We start from the raw sequence: 19,958 nt of genomic DNA, 5'->3' as shown, positions 1-19,958 counted from the left end.
GGGTATAAATTTGGCAGGCTCTCTGCGGATGATGTCTTATCGAATCGTTGCCGAAACCCAACAGTACGAGAGTATCCCATCGGATAAAGCCTTAGCCAGGGTGTTAGATTCCATTGACGAGTTTGATATTCGCATCAATGATACAGTGCTGACAGATGTCATCCCCGAGGGCAAGGACCACAAACTCTATCAGGTTTATCAATCACTGATGTCAGAGTGGCAAAGTGTTTTATCTCCACGCTTAAAAATGGAGTTACAAAAAAGTCCACTTGATGGCGCCAAAAATCTGGAGATGCTAAAAGATTTTGTAACACGTATCGACCACATGGTTAGATTACTGGAACATAGTACAGAGTCTAAAATCAAACTACTCAGTCTGGTGCAGGGCATCAGCTTGTTAATGACCGTAATCATCATCTTCATCGCCTTATATGATATTAAGTGCAATGTGGTTGAACCCCTTGGACAATTATTACGTGCATCCAAAGAAGCCAGTGAAGGTAAACTCACCGCTCGGGTTTATTATCAGAGTGATGACGAACTGGGTCTACTGGGCACAACCTTCAATCACATGGCCGGAGAGCTGTCCAAAATTTATGCTGACCTGGAAAATCGGGTACAGCAAAAAACAACTGAGCTGCGTGATACTAACCAGAGACTCCAACTGCTGTATAAAGCAACCCGGCGTTTCAACCGTGATGAAGATATATGCCGCCGCCTGATGCCAGTCATGAAAGAACTGGAAGAAACACTGCCGATCGGCCCCGTAAGTGTTACTTTATGCGACCCCAGCCAACCCAGCAGTTACCGGCTACTAACCACTCAACAAGAGAAACGACCTGTCGACTGCATGCAGACAAGCTGTAGCGACTGTATCGTACCCTCACTGAAAAACCTTCCGTATAAATCAGCCAACTTCCCGATCCAAACCCGAGAGGCTTATTTCGGCGAGCTCACCATCGCTTACCCACTCGCTTCGCCGCTCACAGAAGATCAGAAGACCCTGATAGAAACTTTAGTTGATAACCTGGGAACGGTATTATCACTGGAACTGAAAGCCTCGCAGGAGCAGCATATGTCCCTGATGGAGGAGCGAGCCGTTATCGCCCGCGAGTTGCACGACTCTCTGGCGCAATCGCTATCCTATCTGAAGATGCAGGTTGGTCGACTGCAAATTTTGCGAAAAAAGCATCAGAGTGAACAACAGATCGATGATGTTGTTAATGAGCTAAAAGAAGGACTCAACAGTGCTTACTATCAATTGCGGGAACTACTAACCACATTCCGCCTGACTTTAGATCAGCCGGGACTTAGACCAGCACTGGAATCCACCGTTAAAGAATTTTCAGACCGATTGAATTCTGAGATCAAACTAAAATACAATTTGTTACCGCAGAGTTTGACCGCCAACCAAGAAATTCATGTATTACAATTAGTGCGGGAGGCTCTGGCAAACGTGATAAAACACAGTCAGGCGACAGAGGCTTCTGTACGCGTAACCCAAAACGGCAACCAAATGGAAGTCTGCGTAGAAGATAACGGCGTCGGTCTACCTATAAATAAAGATACTTCCGGCCATTACGGCCTGGTAATCATGCAGGACCGAAGCTCCACCCTCAATGGTGAACTTAAAGTGGAAAATAGAGAATCAAGCGGCACCCGGGTGATCCTCACTTTTTCGGCTAAACAGACTTAAGAGACAGTAATGAATACAGAAGATAATAATAAATCCGGACCCGCATCAATTCTTCTGATTGATGACCACCCCCTATTGCGCAAAGGGGTAAAACAACTGATAGAACTGGACTCCGAACTTTTAGTCACCGGTGAGGCCAGCGATGCAGAAGAAGGTGTTGAGAAGGCGATAGAATTAGAGCCCGACCTGATTCTGCTAGACCTGAACATGCCCAGAATCAACGGTATCGAAACCCTTAAACTATTACGAGATGCCGGCATCACCTCCCGGGTTGTGGTATTTACCGTTTCTGATAACGAAGAAGACGTCATTGCAGCGCTGAAAGCCGGTGCTGACGGATACCTTCTCAAAGATATGGAACCTGAAGAGTTACTGACCAACCTGAACCAAGCCGCTAATGGCAAGATGGTTATCAGTGAACGTCTATCTACCGTGCTAGCCCAGGCACTGCAAAGCAATCGTAAGCGAACAGGGCCGGATATCAACAGCCTCTCCCCAAGAGAAAAGCAAATCATTAAACTAATCGCCGGCGGCCTGCCCAACAAATTAATTGCCCGCAAACTGAACATCACCGAAGGCACCGTGAAGGTTCATGTAAAACATCTCTTTAAAAAGCTTCATCTGCGTTCTCGTGTAGAAGTTGCAGTCTTAGCCGTTCAGGAAGGGCTTGGCTAAGCGAGGGGATAACCACCATCACAAACGACCGTGCCTCTATAGGCCTTATGCCTGCAGACATACAATTGGGGCTTAATCACTCACTACTGAATCAACCTTTGACGAAGTAGCTCACATTGGTATACAAAAAAGCCCCTCGAAACCAAAGTAACGAGGGGCGAAGATTTCTGTCAATTTGAGCCTGAAACTATTGCATGCCACTAACACCCGACCTCTATCAAGCCCATAACCAGGCTTTGGACGGTATCGTTGATATATACCGGCACGACAACGTAATTCAGGCTAACCCAGCCGCCAATAAAAGCAAATCGCTCTGAAGTGATATAGCCTTACCTCCTTTGCACGTTCAGAGTTTGACTTCTATCATGGAAAGATACAGCCGATTCTGAAAGGCTCAAATACTTTCCATATCGATTAAAACCCCCGATACCTACCGATTTAGCAATAGATACCTCCTAAGAGTCATTTCAACAAATACAGATCAAATACACCACTCTTTAATATATATTTTCATTATATATCAGATAGTTATATCAAATAACACGCACTACCACCAAGGGAGTATAGCGCCCTAAACAGACATACTAGAGACTCCCTATCGTTGATATGAATCAACAGTTTTTATCCTGGAAAGGCCTATTTTGTAACCTAAATTTTTATATCCTTACATCTTTAGGGCAGAGGTTAACACCTCCGGAGCAGTCAAATGTCCACTAGCAGATTTAGCTTACTTAATTTTTCCGATCCAAAAATTAAAACATTACACATCACCTGGTTTGCCTTCTTCCTGACCTTTGTGGTCTGGTTCAGCCATGCCCCAATGCTCGCCCACATCAAAGAGGTATTCGGCCTTAGCAGTGCAGAGGTCAAGGCGTTGATGATACTCAACGTAGCACTCACCATTCCCGCACGTATTGTGGTCGGCACGCTGGTAGATAAATATGGGCCCAGAATCGTCTACAGCATGCTGCTGGTCATAGGTGGTTTCATCTGTATCGGCTTTGCACTGGCACAGACGTATGAACAACTAGCCATTATGCGCTTTCTCAGCGGCTTTATCGGCGCAGGCTTTGTTATCGGCATTCGCATGGTCGGTGAATGGTTCCCGGCAAAACAGGTCGGTGTTGCCGAAGGTGTCTACGGTGGCTGGGGTAACTTTGGTTCCGCTGCCGGCGCCATGACGCTACCGACTATCGCTCTGATGTACGGTGGTGAAAACGGCTGGCGTTATGCCCTGGTATCCATCGGTATGATCGCGATAATTTACGGCTTTATATTCTACAAAGTTGCGCGTAATACACCGAAGGGTTCCACCTATTTCAAACCAAAAAAACACGGTGGTCTGGAAGTTACTAGTAAGAAAGACTTTGTCTTCTACATCCTGATGAACATACCGATGTATGCCGCACTCGCGGTGCTTGCCTGGAAACTATCACCCAGCAACATAGGTCTACTGGATCAATTCTCTACCTACGCTATCTATGTCGTACTGGGTGTTCTTTTTCTGGTGCAACTGCGGGCTATCTACCATGTAAATGAAGAAAACCTGAAACACGGCGTACCTGAAATCCAACGCTACAAGTTCAAACAGGTTGCGGTACTGAATGTTGCGTATTTTGTTACCTTTGGTTCTGAGCTAGCCGTAGTATCTATGCTTCCCTTGTTTTTCCTGGAAACCTTTGAAGGTCTGGACCCGGTCAAAGCAGGCCTGCTTGCCTCTGGCTTTGCCTTTATGAACTTAGTCGCGCGGCCTACCGGTGGCCACCTGAGTGATACTATTGGGCGTCGTAAGACATTGAGCGTGCTGATTCTGGGCCTGATGGTGGGTTATTTCGTTCTCAGCCAAATTGATGGTAGCTGGTGGATTCCATTGGCAGTCATTGCAACTATGTGCTGTTCCTTTTTTGTTCAAGCCGGCGAAGGGGCTGTCTTCGCGGTAGTACCGCTGATTCAGCGTCGCATGACCGGTCAGATTGCGGGCATGGCCGGAGCCTATGGCAACGTCGGAGCGGTGTGTTACCTCACCGTACTTAGCTTCGTTGATTATTCCACATTCTTTATGGTGATCGGCGCCTCCGCAGCCATAATATTCTTCATGGTACAGTTTATGGACGAGCCCAGTGGTCAGATAGCCGAAGTACTACCGGATGGTACTGTACAGCTGATCAATGTTGAATAATCCACAAGTCGAGGGATAACTCTGGGGTGGGGTGTTACTAACGACACCACCACCCTTTACCTTGTGAAGAGAAGGGACTAATCGATGAATGATCTTGAGTCGCAAACTAACTACCTGCAAGACAGTGTTATAAAACTGTCGGCTGGCCAGCGCAGCGACCAGGGACGTAAGGAGCAAAACGAAGACTGTCTCGGTTTTTTCCACCCTGAGGGAAATCTACTGGCCACCAAAGGTGCTGCTGCCGTTATTGCTGATGGCGTTAGTACAGCCGAAGCTGGAGGCGAAGCCGCACGTTATTGTGTTCAGGAATTTCTCAGCGACTATTTTGACACTCCGGATATATGGACCGTTAGTAAATCGGCCCAAAAGGTATTAACGGCGATCAATCGCCTGCTCTATACCCGCAGTCATGAATATCTGTCCACGTCTCGAGGCCACATTTGTACGCTTTCGGTACTGGTCATCAAATCAAAAACAGCTCATCTATTCCACATCGGCGATAGCCGAATCTACCTTATTCGCAACAACGAACTTGAATTACTAACCACAGACCATACCACCCAACTCAACCGTAAAGACAGTTGTCTGGCCCGAGCCATGGGTATGGATACCCATCTGGAAATCGATTACCTATCGATGGAGATCCAACAGGGAGATCTTTTTCTACTGTCCACCGATGGTGTGCACGATAGTCTGACGCCCGCTATGTTGAAACAGATGTCGCTCGCCTCTGAAGATATTCAGCAGAACTGTGAAGAGTTATTGGAGGCCGCTTACGAGGCAGGTAGTACTGACAATCTCAGCTGTCAGTTAGTACGGGTGGACCAACTAAATGATGAATCTATCAATCAGATGAACGATCGCCTGACGATACTGCCCTTCCCTCCTGACCTGGAGCAGGGTATGAAGATTGACGGCTACCTGATTGAAAAAGAACTTTATGCCAGTAATCGCAGTCAGCTATACCGGGTACGTGATCTGGAAACTGACCAAATCTGGGTAATGAAAACGCCGTCTCGCAATTACGAGGACGATACTGCCTATATCGAACGTTTCATCATGGAAGAATGGGTAGGCAGCCGTATTCAAAGCCCCCATGTCGTTCCGGTTCATATCCCCAACCGGGCAAAAACCTTTCTCTATTACCTGATGGAATTTATTGAGGGAGTCGCCCTCGACACCTGGATGACCCAAAACCCATCACCAAAACCAGCGCTGGTTATTCAACTGGTCAAACAGATGGCCGAAGGGCTGAAATCTTTTCATCAGCGTGAAACCCTGCATCAGGACCTAAAGCCAAGTAATATCGTGGTGCGCCCCGACAACAGCGCGGTAATTGTTGATTTTGGGTCCGTCTTTGTCGCGGGTATAAATGAGATATTTGTGCCCTTAGAAAGAGACCGGATTCTTGGCACTATGAATTACTCCGACCCCGTATTTCGACTGGGCCAGAACACTGGCATCAAGGGCGACATGTTTTCCCTGGCCGCCATTACCTACGAAATGTTCACCCATAAGCTGCCTTTCGGCAACGCACTGGAAAGTTGTGAAACTCCCCAACAGCTTGAAAAACTCAACTATATTCCAGCTGATCGTTACAATCCGATTATTCCTATCTGGTTTGATCGTGCGCTAGAGAAATCCATGATGATAAACCCGACTCAACGCTACGACAGTATCGACCAGATGATGCAGGATCTAACACAACCCAGCCCTGACTTTCTGGTTCCTCGAGAGAAAGAACAGAAAACCCCCAACGCTCTGCTGTTCTGGCAACTGATGTCGCTGGTGTGGTTTATGACTGCCCTGTTTACGCTGATCGCTTTTTGGTTGAAGTAGAACAAGGCATACCCAATATTGTCCTGTGAAACCCTGACAGAGACGTTACCCCCCCCCTAACTCATGGGGGGCTTACCCCCACCAATCAAACACCGAAAACAATGACTCCAAGAGCAGTTGTAGCGACTGACGATTTTTTACAGCTTGATTCTTACGTCCCGTGATCCGGGCGGAAAACGGGGAAAACGGGGAAAACGGGGAAAACGGGGAAAACGGGGAAGTTGATCAAAATCACCAACACAGACAAGACAAAAAACTGGAGGTTTAGTCATAGCCTCCATAATGCTACCTTACCTGACGTCAGCATCAGCAGCCCGCCAAGGAGGTACACGAAGCGTTAGCTTAACCACGACTTGTGACCGCCATTCTCAACTATCAGGTGACTATGGGCCCCTCAGGCCCCCACAGCCAGTAGTTCGGGTGTATTCATATTCAGCAGACAATCACCATCCCTGCTGGCATCCAGGACATAATGCGGAAACTGCCGGTACCAGCGTCCCACAGCACCCTGACCAGAGGCCAACCACTGCTTCAACGCGATCTGGTAGCAGACCGGAATGACGGCATGCAGATAGTGTTCACGATCTCCCGTTTTCAGGAAAACAATATGATCAGGGTACTGCCGGGCGCTAGCCACTAACTGATCTATCACCTGCAAACTTAGCAGAGGGGTATCACAGGGGAGTACCAATAGATGGCTGAAACCGGCATCCAGCTCGGCCAAAGCAGCCTGAATACCAGCCAGCGGACCGCAATACCCCACCTCATGATCACTCACCAGGGTTTCTCCAAAGCGGGAATAGAGGTGCATATTACGGTTACAACTAATCATCAGATGATCAACCACAGGCCTGACTTGCTCTAACGTCCAGCTAATCATTGGCGCTTGACGAAAAGGCACTAACCCTTTGTCTTGCCCGCCCATACGACTGCCCTGCCCACCTGCCAATACAACGCCCGCCAGCCGGGTAAATCCAGTATCAGACATATCAGTTCAACAGTCCGTCAAAGGGATAGAAAGGCAGCAAATCGTTTTCGCAGACTTTCTGCTGAGCCGGTATCCGCAGAAAGCCCTGCGCCATTACCGACGAACTCAAAACACCCGAACTTTGGCTATGGATAGGTGCCGCATAAAGCTGCCCCTCTGACCATTCCAAACTCGCCCGCAGAAACTCATCCCGGGGTATCGCCTTATCACGCTTGAAACCACTTTTAACAGTGAAACAAGGCGGCTCTACCGCTTTACAACCCTGCATGCTGAGCAGATAAGGACGCGCAATCATCAGAAAAGTTACCAGCACCGCCGCAGGGTTACCTGGCAACCCCATAAAAGGAACCTGACCGATTCGGCCGTAGGCCAGTGGTTTTCCTGGTTTGATCGCCAAACGCCATAAGTCCAGCTCACCAAGACTCTCAACCGCAGCTTTTACATAATCTTCTTCACCGACGGACACCCCACCACTACTGAGAACCAAATCAGCACGTTCGGCAGCTAAACTAAGGGCATCGCGGGTTCCAGCCAGAGTGTCACCGATGATACCGGTGAATATCACCTCGCATCCCAGCGTCTCGAGCATTCCCCTAAGGATAAAATAATTGGAATTGTAAATCTGGCCCGCAGCACAGGTCTCGCCCGGCATCACTAATTCATCACCGGTGGTGATAATCTCTACCCGTAGACGCCGGTATACCTTCAAACGGTTAACGCCAACCGAAGCGATTACCCCCTGATGGCGGCTATCCAACCTGGCACCCTTTTCTGCTACGCAGGTTCCGGGCAATACATCCTGTCCTGCCGGGCGAATATTTGCACCGGCTTCAGGAACACCCTCAAAAGTAACTTTATCCCCCTGCCTGATACAACGTTCCTGCATAACCACGGCATTAGCACCGGGCGGTATTTCAGAGCCGGTAAAAATTCGTGCTGCAGTCCCCGGTTGTAACACTTCACCTTGCTGTCCGGCAGGGATACGCTGACTTACCGGTAGACAAAGACCCTCTGATAGAGACTCAATGTTCACCGCATAACCATCCATTGCGCTGTTGGCAGCTGGCGGCACCGAGATCTTCGATATCACAGGTTCTGCCAGAACCCGGCCGTTAGCCTGATCCAGCAGAAGAATTTCAGTTTCTTCAATACACTGCGCCGACGCCAGTAATGTTTTCAGCGCCTCGGCAAAGGGCATCAGCTTGTCACTACCACTGTCACAACCACATGCACTCATGATCTTGACCCACAGGCGCTGCTAACATCCGGCAGCACCATTTCGACAAAGTTACAGGGGCGGTGACGAACATCAAGCTGCTCACAAATCACTTTTTCCCAAGCGGTACGACAAGCACCCGGGGAACCTGGCATAGCAAAAATCACGGTACGATTAGCAACCCCCGCTACGGCCCGGGATTGAATCGTCGAGGTACCAATTTCAGTAAAAGAGATCTGACGGAAAAGCTCTCCATAGCCCTCAATCACCTTATCAAACAAAGGCAGTAATGCTTCCGGGGTATTATCACGAACGGTAAAACCGGTACCGCCGGTCACCAATACAACCTGCACATTTTCCCGTGCGATCCAGTCAGACACCACGGCGCGCAGTTCGTATATATCGTCAGGCCGGATCTGCCGGTCTGATAGACGGTGTCCGCTGTCGAGCAGACACTGTTGCAGAGTATCACCCGAGCCATCTGTTTCCAGAGTCCGGGTATCTGAAACGGTCAGTACAGCTATATTCAAAGGCTGAAACTGCACATCTTTTTTCGCATGCCCCATGGCAATATTCCTTAAATCAATTACAAGTGCAGACTGCTAGTTAGTTGCTCCCCGTGCAATACCACGCGGTCAGCCTCACTACGGCCACTATAATTTTTTATAACCTTGCTGATAAAACCGGTCGTTTAACCGGTCATTCTGATCGCCCAACACCGGCTATTTTTTTAAGCCCGGCTGGTAGATCACGTGGTTTCATCGAATCAGTTTTTTTAAACGGGCCACGCTGAGTATGGTTAAGTTACGGCCCTGAACACCCAACAAATCTTTATCTTGAAGCTCACGCATAACCCGGGATAGTGTTTCTGGCTGCATCGCCAACCTTGCTGCAATCAACTGTTTAGTCGCCGGCAATCTCACTTCAACAGAATCGGATGCTCTCTCATCGATAAGGCTCAGAATAAAATGGGCAACTCGATGGACGGCGCTCTGCTGTGTAAGAACTTCAATATCACCTATGCTCCGCTGCAGTCGACTCGCCATTGAGCCTAAAATACCCATGCAACTTTCAAAAGAATGATGGAGTAATTGCAGGTAATCCTGGCAACAGATAGACAACACAGCAGCAGGTTTAACCGCCGTAGCGCTGGCCGGATAATGCTTCTCTGCCATGAACATCGCGGCTTCGCCAACGGGGTCTTGTTCACCAAACACATTGATCACCGTCTCTTTACCACCCGAGGTTAGACGGAAAAACTTAATATTCCCCTGCAAAATAATAAAAAATCGTTTTGCCTCATCCCCCTGCATAAACAGATGATCGCCATCGCTAAGCTCTATGAATTTGGCCTTTTTCATCAAATTATAGAATTGACCATCCGTCAGAGCTGACAGCAGTACATTCTGACGCACCGTCTCAAGAGAATGGTAAGAAACATTAGTCCCACTTGGCAGAGTGATCATGTTACCCGCCTGTCATATTCATGAAACGCAACACCTGAGGAGCATCCTGATCGGCAAACTCATGGCCGGCAGGCTTACGGCTTACGGCATCACGTATTTGATTTTCAAGCCGTTCGGGCTCACCCGGATAACCACGTAAAATCGATCTTAAATCTAATGAGTTTTCCTGCCCTAAACACAGCAACAAGCGCCCCTCGGCAGTCACACGCAAACGATTACAGCTGCTGCAGAAGTTATGGCTATAGGGGGAGATAAAACCGATTCGGCCAGTCTGGCCGGGGATACGGTAATATCGGGAAGGGCCACCGGTCGTCTCAGTACTGGGCAGCAGTTGATAGCGTTGTTCAATATACTGCTTTACTTCATCACTGGAAAAATGAGCCTGTTTACGATCATGGCTGCGAATCTCTCCCAGCGGCATCTCTTCAATAAAGCTGATATCAATATCCCGTGTTTGGGCATATTCCAGCAGATCAAAAATTTCATCATCATTGTAGCCACGCATCACCACGGCATTGAGTTTGATACGCTCAAATCCGGCGGCAATCGCAGCATCAACACCGGCCAATACCCGGGCTAGCATGTCCCGCCGTGTCATGCGTAAAAACCGCTCCGCATTTAGGCTATCGAGACTAATATTGATACGTTTCAGGCCCGCATCTTTTAGCGGCTGCGCCAGCTTGGTCAGTTGCGAGCCGTTAGTGGTCAGTGTTACTTCGTCGAGTCCTGGCAGAGAGGCTAAGGCGCGAATCAAATTAACTATTCCACCGCGAACCAGAGGTTCACCGCCGGTGAGGCGAATGCGGCGGATACCCAAATTAACCAGCGAGCGTCCTAACGAAACGATCTCCTCAAAAGATAGGATCTGAGCTCTGGGCAGGAACTCCATATCTTCAGCCATACAATAGACACAACGGAAATCACAGCGGTCGGTTACCGATAACCGAACGTAATCAATTTTTCTTCCCAGACCGTCAACCAGGCCTTGTGGCGTTTGTATCATCGCTGAGATCCTCTGCAACAGGTTCGTCTATCATGTCTGGCTACCAGACATCGACCTATAACTACGTAATGCTAATCAATTGGCTTCTTTGGGAAAGCTCTAACCTGGCTACTCTATTTCTGCATGGCATAAATGCCAGGCATGTCTCCATCACTATCGATGTCTACTTCGAGGTCTTTAATCAGACCGTCTTCAATGCTGTAGATCCAACCGTGTACCGACAGTGACTGACCCTGTTTCCAGGCCTGTTGCACGATGCCGGAGTGGCAGATATTTTTTACCTGCTGGCGTACATTCAGTTCGCACAGACGATTAACACGACCTTCTTCATCCGTTTCTGCCAACAGGTCTTCGCGATAGTGGTAACCAATGTCTTTAATATGTCGCAACCAGTTATCAATCAGTCCGAAGTCCTGATTACTCAGGGCAGCACGCACACCACCACAGCCATAGTGGCCACATACAATGATATGTTTAACCCCCAAGACATGAACGGCAAAGTGGATAACGGAGAGACAATTCAGATCGGTGTGTAGCACCAGATTGGCAATATTACGATGCACAAACAGTTCACCGGGTAACATGCCGACTATCTGGTTGGCGGGCACTCGGCTGTCGGAGCAACCGATCCAGAGATATTCAGGGTTTTGCTGGGCAGCCAGTTGCTTGAAAAATCCTGGCTGCTCCCGTTCGATCCGCTCCGACCAGCTACGATTATTGTCTAACAGATCAGATAACATCGCCTGTTTCTCCGCTTGCCTTACTGCACCAGTTGAGAATCTGCTGCCTGCAGCTCAATACCCTCAACCTCAGCATCAGATACCAGTACCTGAATATACTGATTGACGGCACGACGGTAATTACGTTCGATAAGATAAGCTCGAATACGATCTTCAACCGCCTCAAAAGGTAGCTGTTCACCTTCAACACGCTTATCAATACGGGTAACATGAAAACCATAACGGCTTTCCAGCGGATGTTGAGCCAAACCTTCAGGAAGACTGAAAATCTGACGCTCAAACTCGGCCACGGTCTGTCCCTTATCGATCTGGCCTAATTGACCACCAAGCTCTTTCGAAGGGCATACAGAATGCTGCTTCGCAAGTTGAGCAAATAACTCAGGATCTTGCTTCAGTGCCTCTATCAGTTTCTCAGCTTGCGCCTGTTGCTCAATTCGACCCTCAATATCGTCCGGGCCAGCTGGCAGCAGGATATGGGAAACAGCCAATAGTGGCTGAGTACAAAATTTGTTCTGGTTCGCTTCGAAGTAATGAAGGCAAATCTCTTCGGTTGCTTGCGGCAGCTCTACTTCACGCGCAATCAACAGGCGAATCAGTGCTTCTTCTTCGGTTTCATCGGATTGTGCTTCAACTGCTAGCTCCAGCACTTGCGCACGCTGTAACAACAGCTCACGTACCACCAATGCCTGGGCGGCCTGGGCACGTGACATTTCTAATGATTCAGCCGGATAATACTGAGTTTCTTCTACGATACGTTGCTCTTCAAGCAACGTGCCATTCACCATCACCGGTGTAAACTCAGGCGCTTCACCGCTAACCATTGCATGATCGATCATCTCCATGCCGGGTACCTCATATATTCTTGAATTAGATCATTAAGGCAAAACCGGGGGGCCAAAGCCCCCCGCCGTTAGCTTAACGCTGACGTACTACCTGATAGTTACGGGCAATGTATTTCACCGGTACACTCCAGATATGAACCATGCGGGTGAAGGGGAACACCACAAACATAGTCAGACCAACGAAGATGTGCAGCTTGTACACTAGGCCAACAGTCAGCAGATGCGAAGCGGCATCAGCCTGGAAGGTCACTAACCCCTGAGCCCAGTCGGCAAGTAATAGCATCACACCGCCATCCAGATGTCCCAGCGCAAACGGAATAGTCAACAGACCAAGACTCACTTGCACGAATAGAAGCACTAGAATAAAGATATCCGCTTTAGTACTGGTTGCCCGTACTCTTGCATCACCCAGGCGACGTTTCAGCAGCATAAACGCGCCAACCCAACAGGCCAAACCTGCGGTGCCACCAACGATGATCGCTATCAACTGCTTGGTTCCGGCAGACATAAACGGTGCATACAGAGCATGCGGCGTCAGTAAGCCAACCAAGTGACCGAAAAAGATCGCCAGTACGCCAACATGAAACAGGTTACTGGCTCGGCGGAATCCCTTTGAGCTAAGCATCTGGCTGGAACCTGCCCGCCAGGTAAACTGCTCACGGTCGTACCGGATCCAACTGGCGATGATAAATACAGCACCAGCAATATAGGGATAAACACCAAAAAACAAATCATTCAAATAAGACATTGTTCTTCTCCAAGGCTCAGAATGAACCGGCTGATTCAGAAGGAGCAGACGGTGACGCCGGCTGAATATTCAGCGGCTGTACCTGGTCCAACTCGCGGCGACGCTGGGAAACAGCATTATCGCCGCAGTCCTGGGCGCTGTTTTCGGTAAACCGCACCATCTCCTCTTCCCAAACTTCATCCATCGCTTCGGGCGTGTCATCACGCACTTCCGAAGCCACTTTTTTGCGCAACTCATCACGCTCAACCGGTAAACCGGTGAGGCTTAGCAAGGCTTCAAATAGCACTGCGTAGTTACACTCGCGTTGATATAGGCGGGTTTCCAGCAAGACCAGAATATGGCTTACGTCTACCAGCCATTGCTGAGCTTCTGAGTTTGGCCGCAGCGATAAATACTCCAGGTACAGTGGTATGTAATCGGGTAGCTCACGTACACCGATTGCAAACCCCTGCTCTTCGTAAATCGCCATCAGATCCACCATCGCCTGGCCACGGTCACGGCTTTCGCCGTGAACATGTTCAAACAACAGCAGTGACAACGAACGACCCCGGTCAAACAGCGATACATAGTTCTCCTGAGCATCCATCAGATCCTCACTGCAGAGCTGCTCGATAAACTCAATCAACAGATCCCGTTGTGCTTCAGGCAAACGAGTATCAGAGCGCACTTCATCAATCAGTGCCTGACGTGCCTCAAATAGTTCAGCTTCCGGATAGCTCAGTAGAGCCGAGATGACTTTCAGACTTTTCATCTTAAACCTCCTCGTCTCGTAGCAACTGAGGATCCACTTGCTGTACGCCGCTGACCTTCTCAACCATAGTGACGTTCTGCTTCTTCGCGCCAAACAGGTTGAACTCAGTCTCGCCACCGGCACAGCCGTTACCAAAGGTAAAGCCACAACCGTTACGCTCAGGGAACGCTTCTTTAGCCAACTCGCGATGGCTGGTTGGTATAACGAAACGGTCCTCATAGTTGGCGATCGCCAAGTAGCGGTACATCTCTTTCGCCTGATGCTCCGTCAGACCAGCGTCTTCCAGAACTTCCAGATTGATCTTGCCTTCTACCTGTTCGTCACGCTTATAGGCACGCATGGCCAGCAAACGTTTCAGAGCATTTTTAACTGGTTTTTCATCGCCAGCGGTGAGTAGGTTAGCCAGATATTTCACTGGGATACGCAGACTGTCGACGTCCGGAATCGCTCCGTTCATACCGATACTGCCGGCATCAGCAGCAGACTGAATAGGACTCAGTGGTGGCACGTACCAAACCATCGGTAGCGTACGGTACTCAGGGTGCAGTGGCAGAGCCAGTTTCCAGTCCATCGCCAGCTTGTACACTGGTGAGTTCTGCGCAGCCTTAAGCACGTTGTCAGTCACACCATCTCGGCGCGCCTGTTCAATCACCGCTGGATCAAATGGATCCAGGAAGATCTCCAGTTGCTTCTCGTACAGATCTTGCTCACTACCGGAAGCGGCTACTTCCTGAATGCGGTCTGCGTCATACAGCAACACACCTAGGTAACGGATACGGCCAACACAAGTTTCAGAACAAACGGTTGGCATACCGGACTCGATCCGTGGGTAACAGAAGATACACTTCTCGGACTTACCGGATTTCCAGTTGTAGTAAATTTTCTTGTAAGGACAACCACTGACACACATGCGCCAGCCACGACACTTGTCCTGATCGATCAGAACGATACCGTCCTCTTCACGCTTATAGATAGCGCCTGATGGACAAGCGGCAGCACAGGCCGGATTAAGACAGTGCTCGCACAGTCTCGGCAGGTACATCATGAACGTGTTCTCGAACTCGCCGTAGATCTCTTTCTGAATGTTATCGAAGTTCTTATCTACAGAACGCTTCTTAAATTCAGTACCGAGAATCTCCTCCCAGTTCGGACCCCACTCAATCTTCTTCATCCGGTCGCCGGTGATCAGCGAACGTGGACGTGCTACCGGCTGATGCTTACCTTCCGGTGAATTGTGAAGATGCTGATAATCGAAGTCGAACGGCTCGTAGTAATCGTCGATCTCTGGCAGATCTGGGTTGGCAAAAATATTTGCCAATACCCGCCACTTACCACCGATACGCGGTTCAATACTACCGTCGGTTTTACGAACCCAACCGCCGTTCCACTTATCCTGGTTCTCCCACTCTTTCGGGTAACCGATACCAGGCTTACTTTCAACGTTGTTGAACCAAGCGTATTCCATACCTTCGCGAGAGGTCCAAACGTTCTTACAGGTAATCGAACAAGTGTGACAACCAATACACTTGTCGAGGTTAAGCACCATGCCTACTTGAGAACGGATTTTCATTTGACCGCCTCCTGAACATAATCGTTATTCTCGCCATCCAGCCAGTCGATGTTCTTCATCTTACGTACGACGACGAACTCATCACGGTTGGAACCCACAGTACCGTAGTAGTTGAACCCGTAAGACTGCTGTGCATAGCCACCAATCATATGGGTAGGCTTAGGACAAGCACGAGTAACCGAGTTATGAATACCACCACGAGTACCCGAGGTTTCCGAGCCAGGAATATTCACGATACGTTCCTGAGCGTGGTACATCATTGTCATACCTTCGTTAACCCGCTGTGACACTACCGCACGGGCTGCAACTGCACCGTTGGTGTTGAAGATTTCAACCCAGTCGTTATCTTCGATGCCAACCTTCTCTGCATCCACTTCGGACATCCAGATAATCGGACCGCCTCGAGACAACGTAAGCATGAGCAGGTTGTCACTATAGGTAGAGTGAATTCCCCATTTCTGATGCGGAGTGATCCAGTTCAGTGCGATCTCAGGGTTGCCGTTAGTCAACTTGTTCATCATCGGCTTGACGGTCTTGGTATTGATCGGCGGACGATAAACCAGCAGGCTTTCGCCAAAGTCACGCATCCACTGGTGATCCTGATAGTACTGTTGTCGACCCGTCAGGGTGCGCCAAGGAATCAGCTCGTGAACGTTGGTGTAACCCGCGTTGTAGGAAACATGCTCGTCTTCCAGACCTGACCAGGTCGGTGAGGAGATGATCTTACGAGGTTGCGCCTGTACATCACGGAAGCGAATTTTCTCATCTTCTTTCGGTGTTGCCAGATGGGTATGATCCAGACCGGTAAATTCACTCAACGCAGCCCAGGCTTTCACTGCCACCTGACCATTGGTTTCCGGTGCCAGACTGAGGATCATTTCCGCTGCATCAATCGCAGTTTCTATTTTGGCGCGATCTTTACTAACGCCCTCTTCGGTATGCGTCCAGTTGAGGTTTTTCAACAACTCAACTTCGTCTTTAGTATCCCAGTTAATTCCCTTGCCGCCGTTACCCATACTTTCGAGCAATGGTCCGACAGATGAGAAACGGGCATAAGTGTTCGGATAGTCACGTTCAACCACCACCAGGTTCGGCATAGTTTTGCCCGGAACTGGTTCACACTCGCCTTTTTTCCAATCTTTAACATCGTACGGCTGAGAAAGTTCTCCCGGTGAGTCATGCAGTAACGGCACGCTGACCAGATCTTGTTCCACGCCCAGATGACCAACACAAACCTCAGAGAATTTCTTCGCGATCTCCTTGTAGATATCCCAATCAGAGCGGGCTTCCCAAGCAGGATCGGTCGCTGCAGACAGCGGATGAATAAACGGATGCATATCCGAAGTATTCAGGTCGTCTTTTTCGTACCAGGTAGCGGTCGGCAGGACTATGTCGGAGTACAGACAGGTGGTGGACATACGGAAGTCCAGTGTCACCAGCAAATCAATCTTGCCCTCTGCGCCCTTATCGTGCCATTTAACTTCTTCTGGCTTAGGTCCGCCTTCTGCGCCCAGGTCTTCACCCAGCACCGAATGCTTGGTACCCAGCAGATACTTGAGCATGTACTCGTGACCCTTACCGGATGAGCCCAGTAGGTTCGAGCGCCAGATAAACATGTTACGTGGGAAGTTTACTGGGTTATCAGGATCTTCTGCGGAGAATTGAATTCCACCAGACTTCAACTGATCAACAGTATATTCCTGTGGCGATACGCCGGCGGCTTCTGCTGCCTTTGTAATACCCAGCGGGTTTTGATTCAGCTGCGGTGTAGATGGCAACCAACCCATTCTTTCGGAACGTACGTTCAGGTCAATAAGACTACCGGTGTACTTGGACTTATCTGCCATTGGAGACAGAATTTCATCCACTTCCAGCTTCTCGTAACGCCACTGACTAGAGTGGTTGTAGAAGAAGCTAGTACCGTTCATCTGACGTGGCGGACGCTGCCAATCAAGACCGAACGCCAGCGGTAACCAACCACACTGAGGACGCAGTTTCTCTTGCCCTACATAGTGTGCCCAACCACCACCAGACTGACCGACACAACCACACATTACGAGCAGGTTGATCAGGCCACGGTAGTTCATGTCCATGTGATACCAGTGGTTCATACCGGCACCCACGATAATCATGGAACGACCTTTGGTCTTATTCGCAGTGTCAGCAAATTCACGAGCAATCTGAATGACTACCTTGCGGTCAACACCGGTAATCTGTTCCTGCCAAGCAGGAGTATACGGCGCATTGTCATCGAAGCTTTCAGCAACAAAATCGCCGCCCAAACCGCGGTTAACACCGTAGTTTGCCAGCATTAAGTCACCAACCGTAACAACAAGAGACTCACCGCCATCGGCTAGCTTAATCTTCTTAGCCGGCAGGTTATGGTGAATAACATCAGTAAAGGTATTGTTAGGGAAGTGCTCGTGTTCTACTCCGCCGAAGTACGGGAAGCCAACAGAGACGATCTCATCATTGTTTTCGATAAGACTCAGAGCCAGTTTAGTCTCTTTATCTTCACCGCCCTCTTTCTCTTCAATATTCCACTTACCTTTCTCACCCCAACGGAAACCGATAGAGCCATTTGGAACCACAAAGCTATTGCTGTCGGCATCAAAGGCTACTGTCTTCCATTCAGGATTGTTTTCCTGGCCAAGGGACGCATCAAAGTCAGCGGCACGGATAAAGCGACCTGCAGCAAAACTACCATCTTCACGCTTCTCCAGCTGTACCAGGAATGGCATATCGCTGTATTTGCGGGCGTAGTCTTGGAAATACTCGCTTGGGTTATCAACATGGAACTCTTTTAAGATCACATGTCCCATCGCCATAGCCAGAGCAGCATCGGTACCCTGCTTAGGGTTCATCCACTGATCACAAAGCTTAGCAACTTCGGAATAGTCCGGCGTTACTGCGACTGTCTTAGTACCCTTATAACGTACTTCAGTAAAGAAGTGAGCGTCCGGAGTACGCGTCTGCGGCACGTTAGAACCCCAGGCGATAATGTAGTTTGAGTTATACCAGTCTGCCGATTCCGGCACGTCGGTCTGCTCGCCCCAGGTCATTGGAGACGCTGGCGGTAGATCGCAGTACCAGTCATAGAAACTCAGACAAGAACCACCGATCAATGACAGATAACGAGATCCGGCTGCATAAGAGACCATGGACATAGCAGGAATTGGCGAGAAGCCAACAACCCGGTCCGGACCGTACTGTTTAATAGTGTAAGTGTTGGAAGCGGCAATGATTTCATTCACTTCATCCCAGCTGGAACGAACAAAGCCACCCAGACCACGGATTGACTTGTATGAATTGGCCTTATCTGGATTCTCGACGATTGATTCCCAGGCATCCACTGGATCTGGATGGGTTTTACGGGCTGCACGCCAAAGTTGTAGCAGACGCTTACGAATAGTCGGATATTTCAGACGGTTAGCGCTGTAGATATACCACGAATAGCTGGCACCACGAGGACAACCACGAGGTTCGTGGTTAGGTAGGTCAGGTCGGGTACGTGGGTAATCGGTCTGCTGGGTTTCCCAGGTAATCAGGCCGTTTTTAACATAAATTTTCCAGCTGCAGGAACCGGTACAGTTAACCCCGTGGGTAGACCGTACAATCTTGTCGTGCTGCCAGCGTTGGCGGTAGCCGTCTTCCCAATCACGACTTTCCGTGGTGGTTTGGCCGTGACCGTCAGCAAAGCTTTCCGGCTTTTTCTTTAAATATCTTAGTCTATCAAGCAAATGGCTCATGTCATTATCTCCTGAAACCTCTTGGTCAGGACAAGATTCACCGGATGATGAATCTCTCTGAATATTTCCCCTGAAAAGCAGACATTAAATGTACTGCGATTCCGGATTCCAACGGTCTGGCTGCGAGTGATACTGCGGGGTTGCAGATCACCTGCGGGTTAATGTAGAGCTCAAACTACGTGATAACGGGTTTTAATCTGTTGACACAGATCAACGGCCGGGGAACTGGAAAACTCCCAAAAACGCCCTATACCTCCAAAGTGATACTTCCACGTAAAACCTATAAACACTTGTTTTTAAAGACACAAACAGCTTATAGACCGTAAATACAGGGGAAATTCAAGCGATCGAATTCTTTATAGGTATGCCATCGAGGGGAACCATTGAAAATATTGTTTACTGCTGTAAACATTAAACAGAGGCCAAGGAAGGTATGCATAAGCCTGTATTTTCTCTTCCGGCGCGTTTTGGCATAAACCACGTCGGAGTCGGACAA

General features: G+C 49.1%; 15 protein-coding genes. 4 read left to right on the top strand and 11 right to left on the bottom strand.

Annotation, left to right across the window (positions count from 1 at the left end; translation table 11 throughout):
* The 4 genes from QZZ54_RS10185 to QZZ54_RS10170 all read left to right on the top strand — a co-directional run.
* Window positions 1–1,696: histidine kinase (locus QZZ54_RS10185; RefSeq protein WP_290702387.1), on the top strand; the 1,696-nt coding region annotated here is incomplete at its 5' end.
* Between the two features lie 9 nt (window positions 1,697–1,705).
* A complete protein-coding gene (gene narL / locus QZZ54_RS10180; RefSeq protein ID WP_290702386.1) occupies window positions 1,706–2,371 on the top strand; it encodes a two-component system response regulator NarL in 666 nt (221 codons plus the stop codon).
* A gap of 706 nt (window positions 2,372–3,077) precedes the next feature.
* On the top strand, window positions 3,078–4,550 hold the full coding sequence (locus QZZ54_RS10175; protein ID WP_290702385.1) for a NarK family nitrate/nitrite MFS transporter: 1,473 nt from the start codon (window positions 3,078–3,080) through the stop codon (window positions 4,548–4,550).
* Between the two features lie 84 nt (window positions 4,551–4,634).
* Window positions 4,635–6,389 carry a bifunctional protein-serine/threonine kinase/phosphatase gene (locus QZZ54_RS10170; RefSeq protein ID WP_290702383.1) on the top strand — a complete coding sequence of 585 codons (1,755 nt, stop codon included), beginning with the start codon at window positions 4,635–4,637 and terminating at the stop codon, window positions 6,387–6,389.
* A 394-nt stretch (window positions 6,390–6,783) separates the two neighbouring features.
* Here the strand turns inward: QZZ54_RS10170 and mobA are convergent, their stop codons facing one another.
* From mobA to QZZ54_RS10115, 11 genes are all read right to left on the bottom strand, one after another.
* Window positions 6,784–7,377, bottom strand: coding sequence for a molybdenum cofactor guanylyltransferase MobA (gene mobA / locus QZZ54_RS10165; RefSeq protein ID WP_290702381.1), 594 nt, complete (start codon window positions 7,375–7,377; stop codon window positions 6,784–6,786).
* Window position 7,378: 1 nt separating this feature from the next.
* Window positions 7,379–8,614, bottom strand: a complete 1,236-nt coding sequence (gene glp / locus QZZ54_RS10160; protein WP_290702378.1) for a gephyrin-like molybdotransferase Glp — start codon at window positions 8,612–8,614, stop codon at window positions 7,379–7,381.
* On the bottom strand, window positions 8,611–9,159 hold the full coding sequence (moaB, locus tag QZZ54_RS10155; RefSeq protein WP_290702376.1) for a molybdenum cofactor biosynthesis protein B: 549 nt from the start codon (window positions 9,157–9,159) through the stop codon (window positions 8,611–8,613). Before moaB ends, glp begins: the two co-directional genes overlap by 4 nt.
* A 192-nt stretch (window positions 9,160–9,351) precedes the next feature.
* Window positions 9,352–10,059, bottom strand: coding sequence for a Crp/Fnr family transcriptional regulator (locus QZZ54_RS10150; RefSeq protein WP_290702374.1), 708 nt, complete (start codon window positions 10,057–10,059; stop codon window positions 9,352–9,354).
* Between the two features lies 1 nt (window position 10,060).
* Complete coding sequence (moaA, locus tag QZZ54_RS10145; protein ID WP_290702372.1) at window positions 10,061–11,062, bottom strand: GTP 3',8-cyclase MoaA; 1,002 nt, start codon at window positions 11,060–11,062, stop codon at window positions 10,061–10,063.
* A gap of 113 nt (window positions 11,063–11,175) precedes the next feature.
* The gene (gene can, locus QZZ54_RS10140) at window positions 11,176–11,802 is read right to left on the bottom strand and encodes a carbonate dehydratase (RefSeq protein WP_290702370.1); all 627 of its coding nucleotides are present in this window, start codon (window positions 11,800–11,802) and stop codon (window positions 11,176–11,178) included.
* Between the two features lie 20 nt (window positions 11,803–11,822).
* Window positions 11,823–12,644, bottom strand: a complete 822-nt coding sequence (locus tag QZZ54_RS10135) for a peptidylprolyl isomerase (protein ID WP_290702368.1) — start codon at window positions 12,642–12,644, stop codon at window positions 11,823–11,825.
* Between the two features lie 73 nt (window positions 12,645–12,717).
* Entirely contained in the window at window positions 12,718–13,392 is a 675-nt protein-coding gene (gene narI / locus QZZ54_RS10130; protein WP_290702366.1) for a respiratory nitrate reductase subunit gamma, read from the bottom strand.
* Between the two features lie 16 nt (window positions 13,393–13,408).
* Entirely contained in the window at window positions 13,409–14,143 is a 735-nt protein-coding gene (narJ, locus tag QZZ54_RS10125; protein ID WP_290702364.1) for a nitrate reductase molybdenum cofactor assembly chaperone, read from the bottom strand.
* Between the two features lies 1 nt (window position 14,144).
* On the bottom strand, window positions 14,145–15,713 hold the full coding sequence (narH, locus tag QZZ54_RS10120) for a nitrate reductase subunit beta (protein WP_290702362.1): 1,569 nt from the start codon (window positions 15,711–15,713) through the stop codon (window positions 14,145–14,147).
* Window positions 15,710–19,462 carry a nitrate reductase subunit alpha gene (locus QZZ54_RS10115; protein ID WP_290702360.1) on the bottom strand — a complete coding sequence of 1,251 codons (3,753 nt, stop codon included), beginning with the start codon at window positions 19,460–19,462 and terminating at the stop codon, window positions 15,710–15,712. Before QZZ54_RS10115 ends, narH begins: the two co-directional genes overlap by 4 nt.
* Window positions 19,463–19,958 lie beyond the last annotated feature (496 nt).

Source organism: Amphritea sp. (genome assembly GCF_016744155.1).
In the GTDB taxonomy this organism is placed as follows: Bacteria; Pseudomonadota; Gammaproteobacteria; order Pseudomonadales; family Balneatricaceae; genus Amphritea.
The sequence above is the reverse complement of the archived record's forward strand: the minus strand, read 5'-3'. Positions and strand labels throughout refer to the sequence as shown.

Excerpts from the sequence above, each read along its gene's own strand:
- narL (WP_290702386.1), top strand. The coding sequence starts at position 1,706 with ATGAATACAGAAGATAATAATAAATCCGGACCCGCATCAATTCTTCTG.
- QZZ54_RS10175 (WP_290702385.1), top strand. The coding sequence starts at position 3,078 with ATGTCCACTAGCAGATTTAGCTTACTTAATTTTTCCGATCCAAAAATT.
- QZZ54_RS10170 (WP_290702383.1), top strand. The coding sequence starts at position 4,635 with ATGAATGATCTTGAGTCGCAAACTAACTACCTGCAAGACAGTGTTATA.
- mobA (WP_290702381.1), bottom strand. The coding sequence starts at position 7,377 with ATGTCTGATACTGGATTTACCCGGCTGGCGGGCGTTGTATTGGCAGGT.
- glp (WP_290702378.1), bottom strand. The coding sequence starts at position 8,614 with ATGAGTGCATGTGGTTGTGACAGTGGTAGTGACAAGCTGATGCCCTTT.
- moaB (WP_290702376.1), bottom strand. The coding sequence starts at position 9,159 with ATGGGGCATGCGAAAAAAGATGTGCAGTTTCAGCCTTTGAATATAGCT.
- QZZ54_RS10150 (WP_290702374.1), bottom strand. The coding sequence starts at position 10,059 with ATGATCACTCTGCCAAGTGGGACTAATGTTTCTTACCATTCTCTTGAG.
- moaA (WP_290702372.1), bottom strand. The coding sequence starts at position 11,062 with ATGATACAAACGCCACAAGGCCTGGTTGACGGTCTGGGAAGAAAAATT.
- can (WP_290702370.1), bottom strand. The coding sequence starts at position 11,802 with ATGTTATCTGATCTGTTAGACAATAATCGTAGCTGGTCGGAGCGGATC.
- QZZ54_RS10135 (WP_290702368.1), bottom strand. The coding sequence starts at position 12,644 with ATGGAGATGATCGATCATGCAATGGTTAGCGGTGAAGCGCCTGAGTTT.
- narI (WP_290702366.1), bottom strand. The coding sequence starts at position 13,392 with ATGTCTTATTTGAATGATTTGTTTTTTGGTGTTTATCCCTATATTGCT.
- narJ (WP_290702364.1), bottom strand. The coding sequence starts at position 14,143 with ATGAAAAGTCTGAAAGTCATCTCGGCTCTACTGAGCTATCCGGAAGCT.
- narH (WP_290702362.1), bottom strand. The coding sequence starts at position 15,713 with ATGAAAATCCGTTCTCAAGTAGGCATGGTGCTTAACCTCGACAAGTGT.
- QZZ54_RS10115 (WP_290702360.1), bottom strand. The coding sequence starts at position 19,462 with ATGAGCCATTTGCTTGATAGACTAAGATATTTAAAGAAAAAGCCGGAA.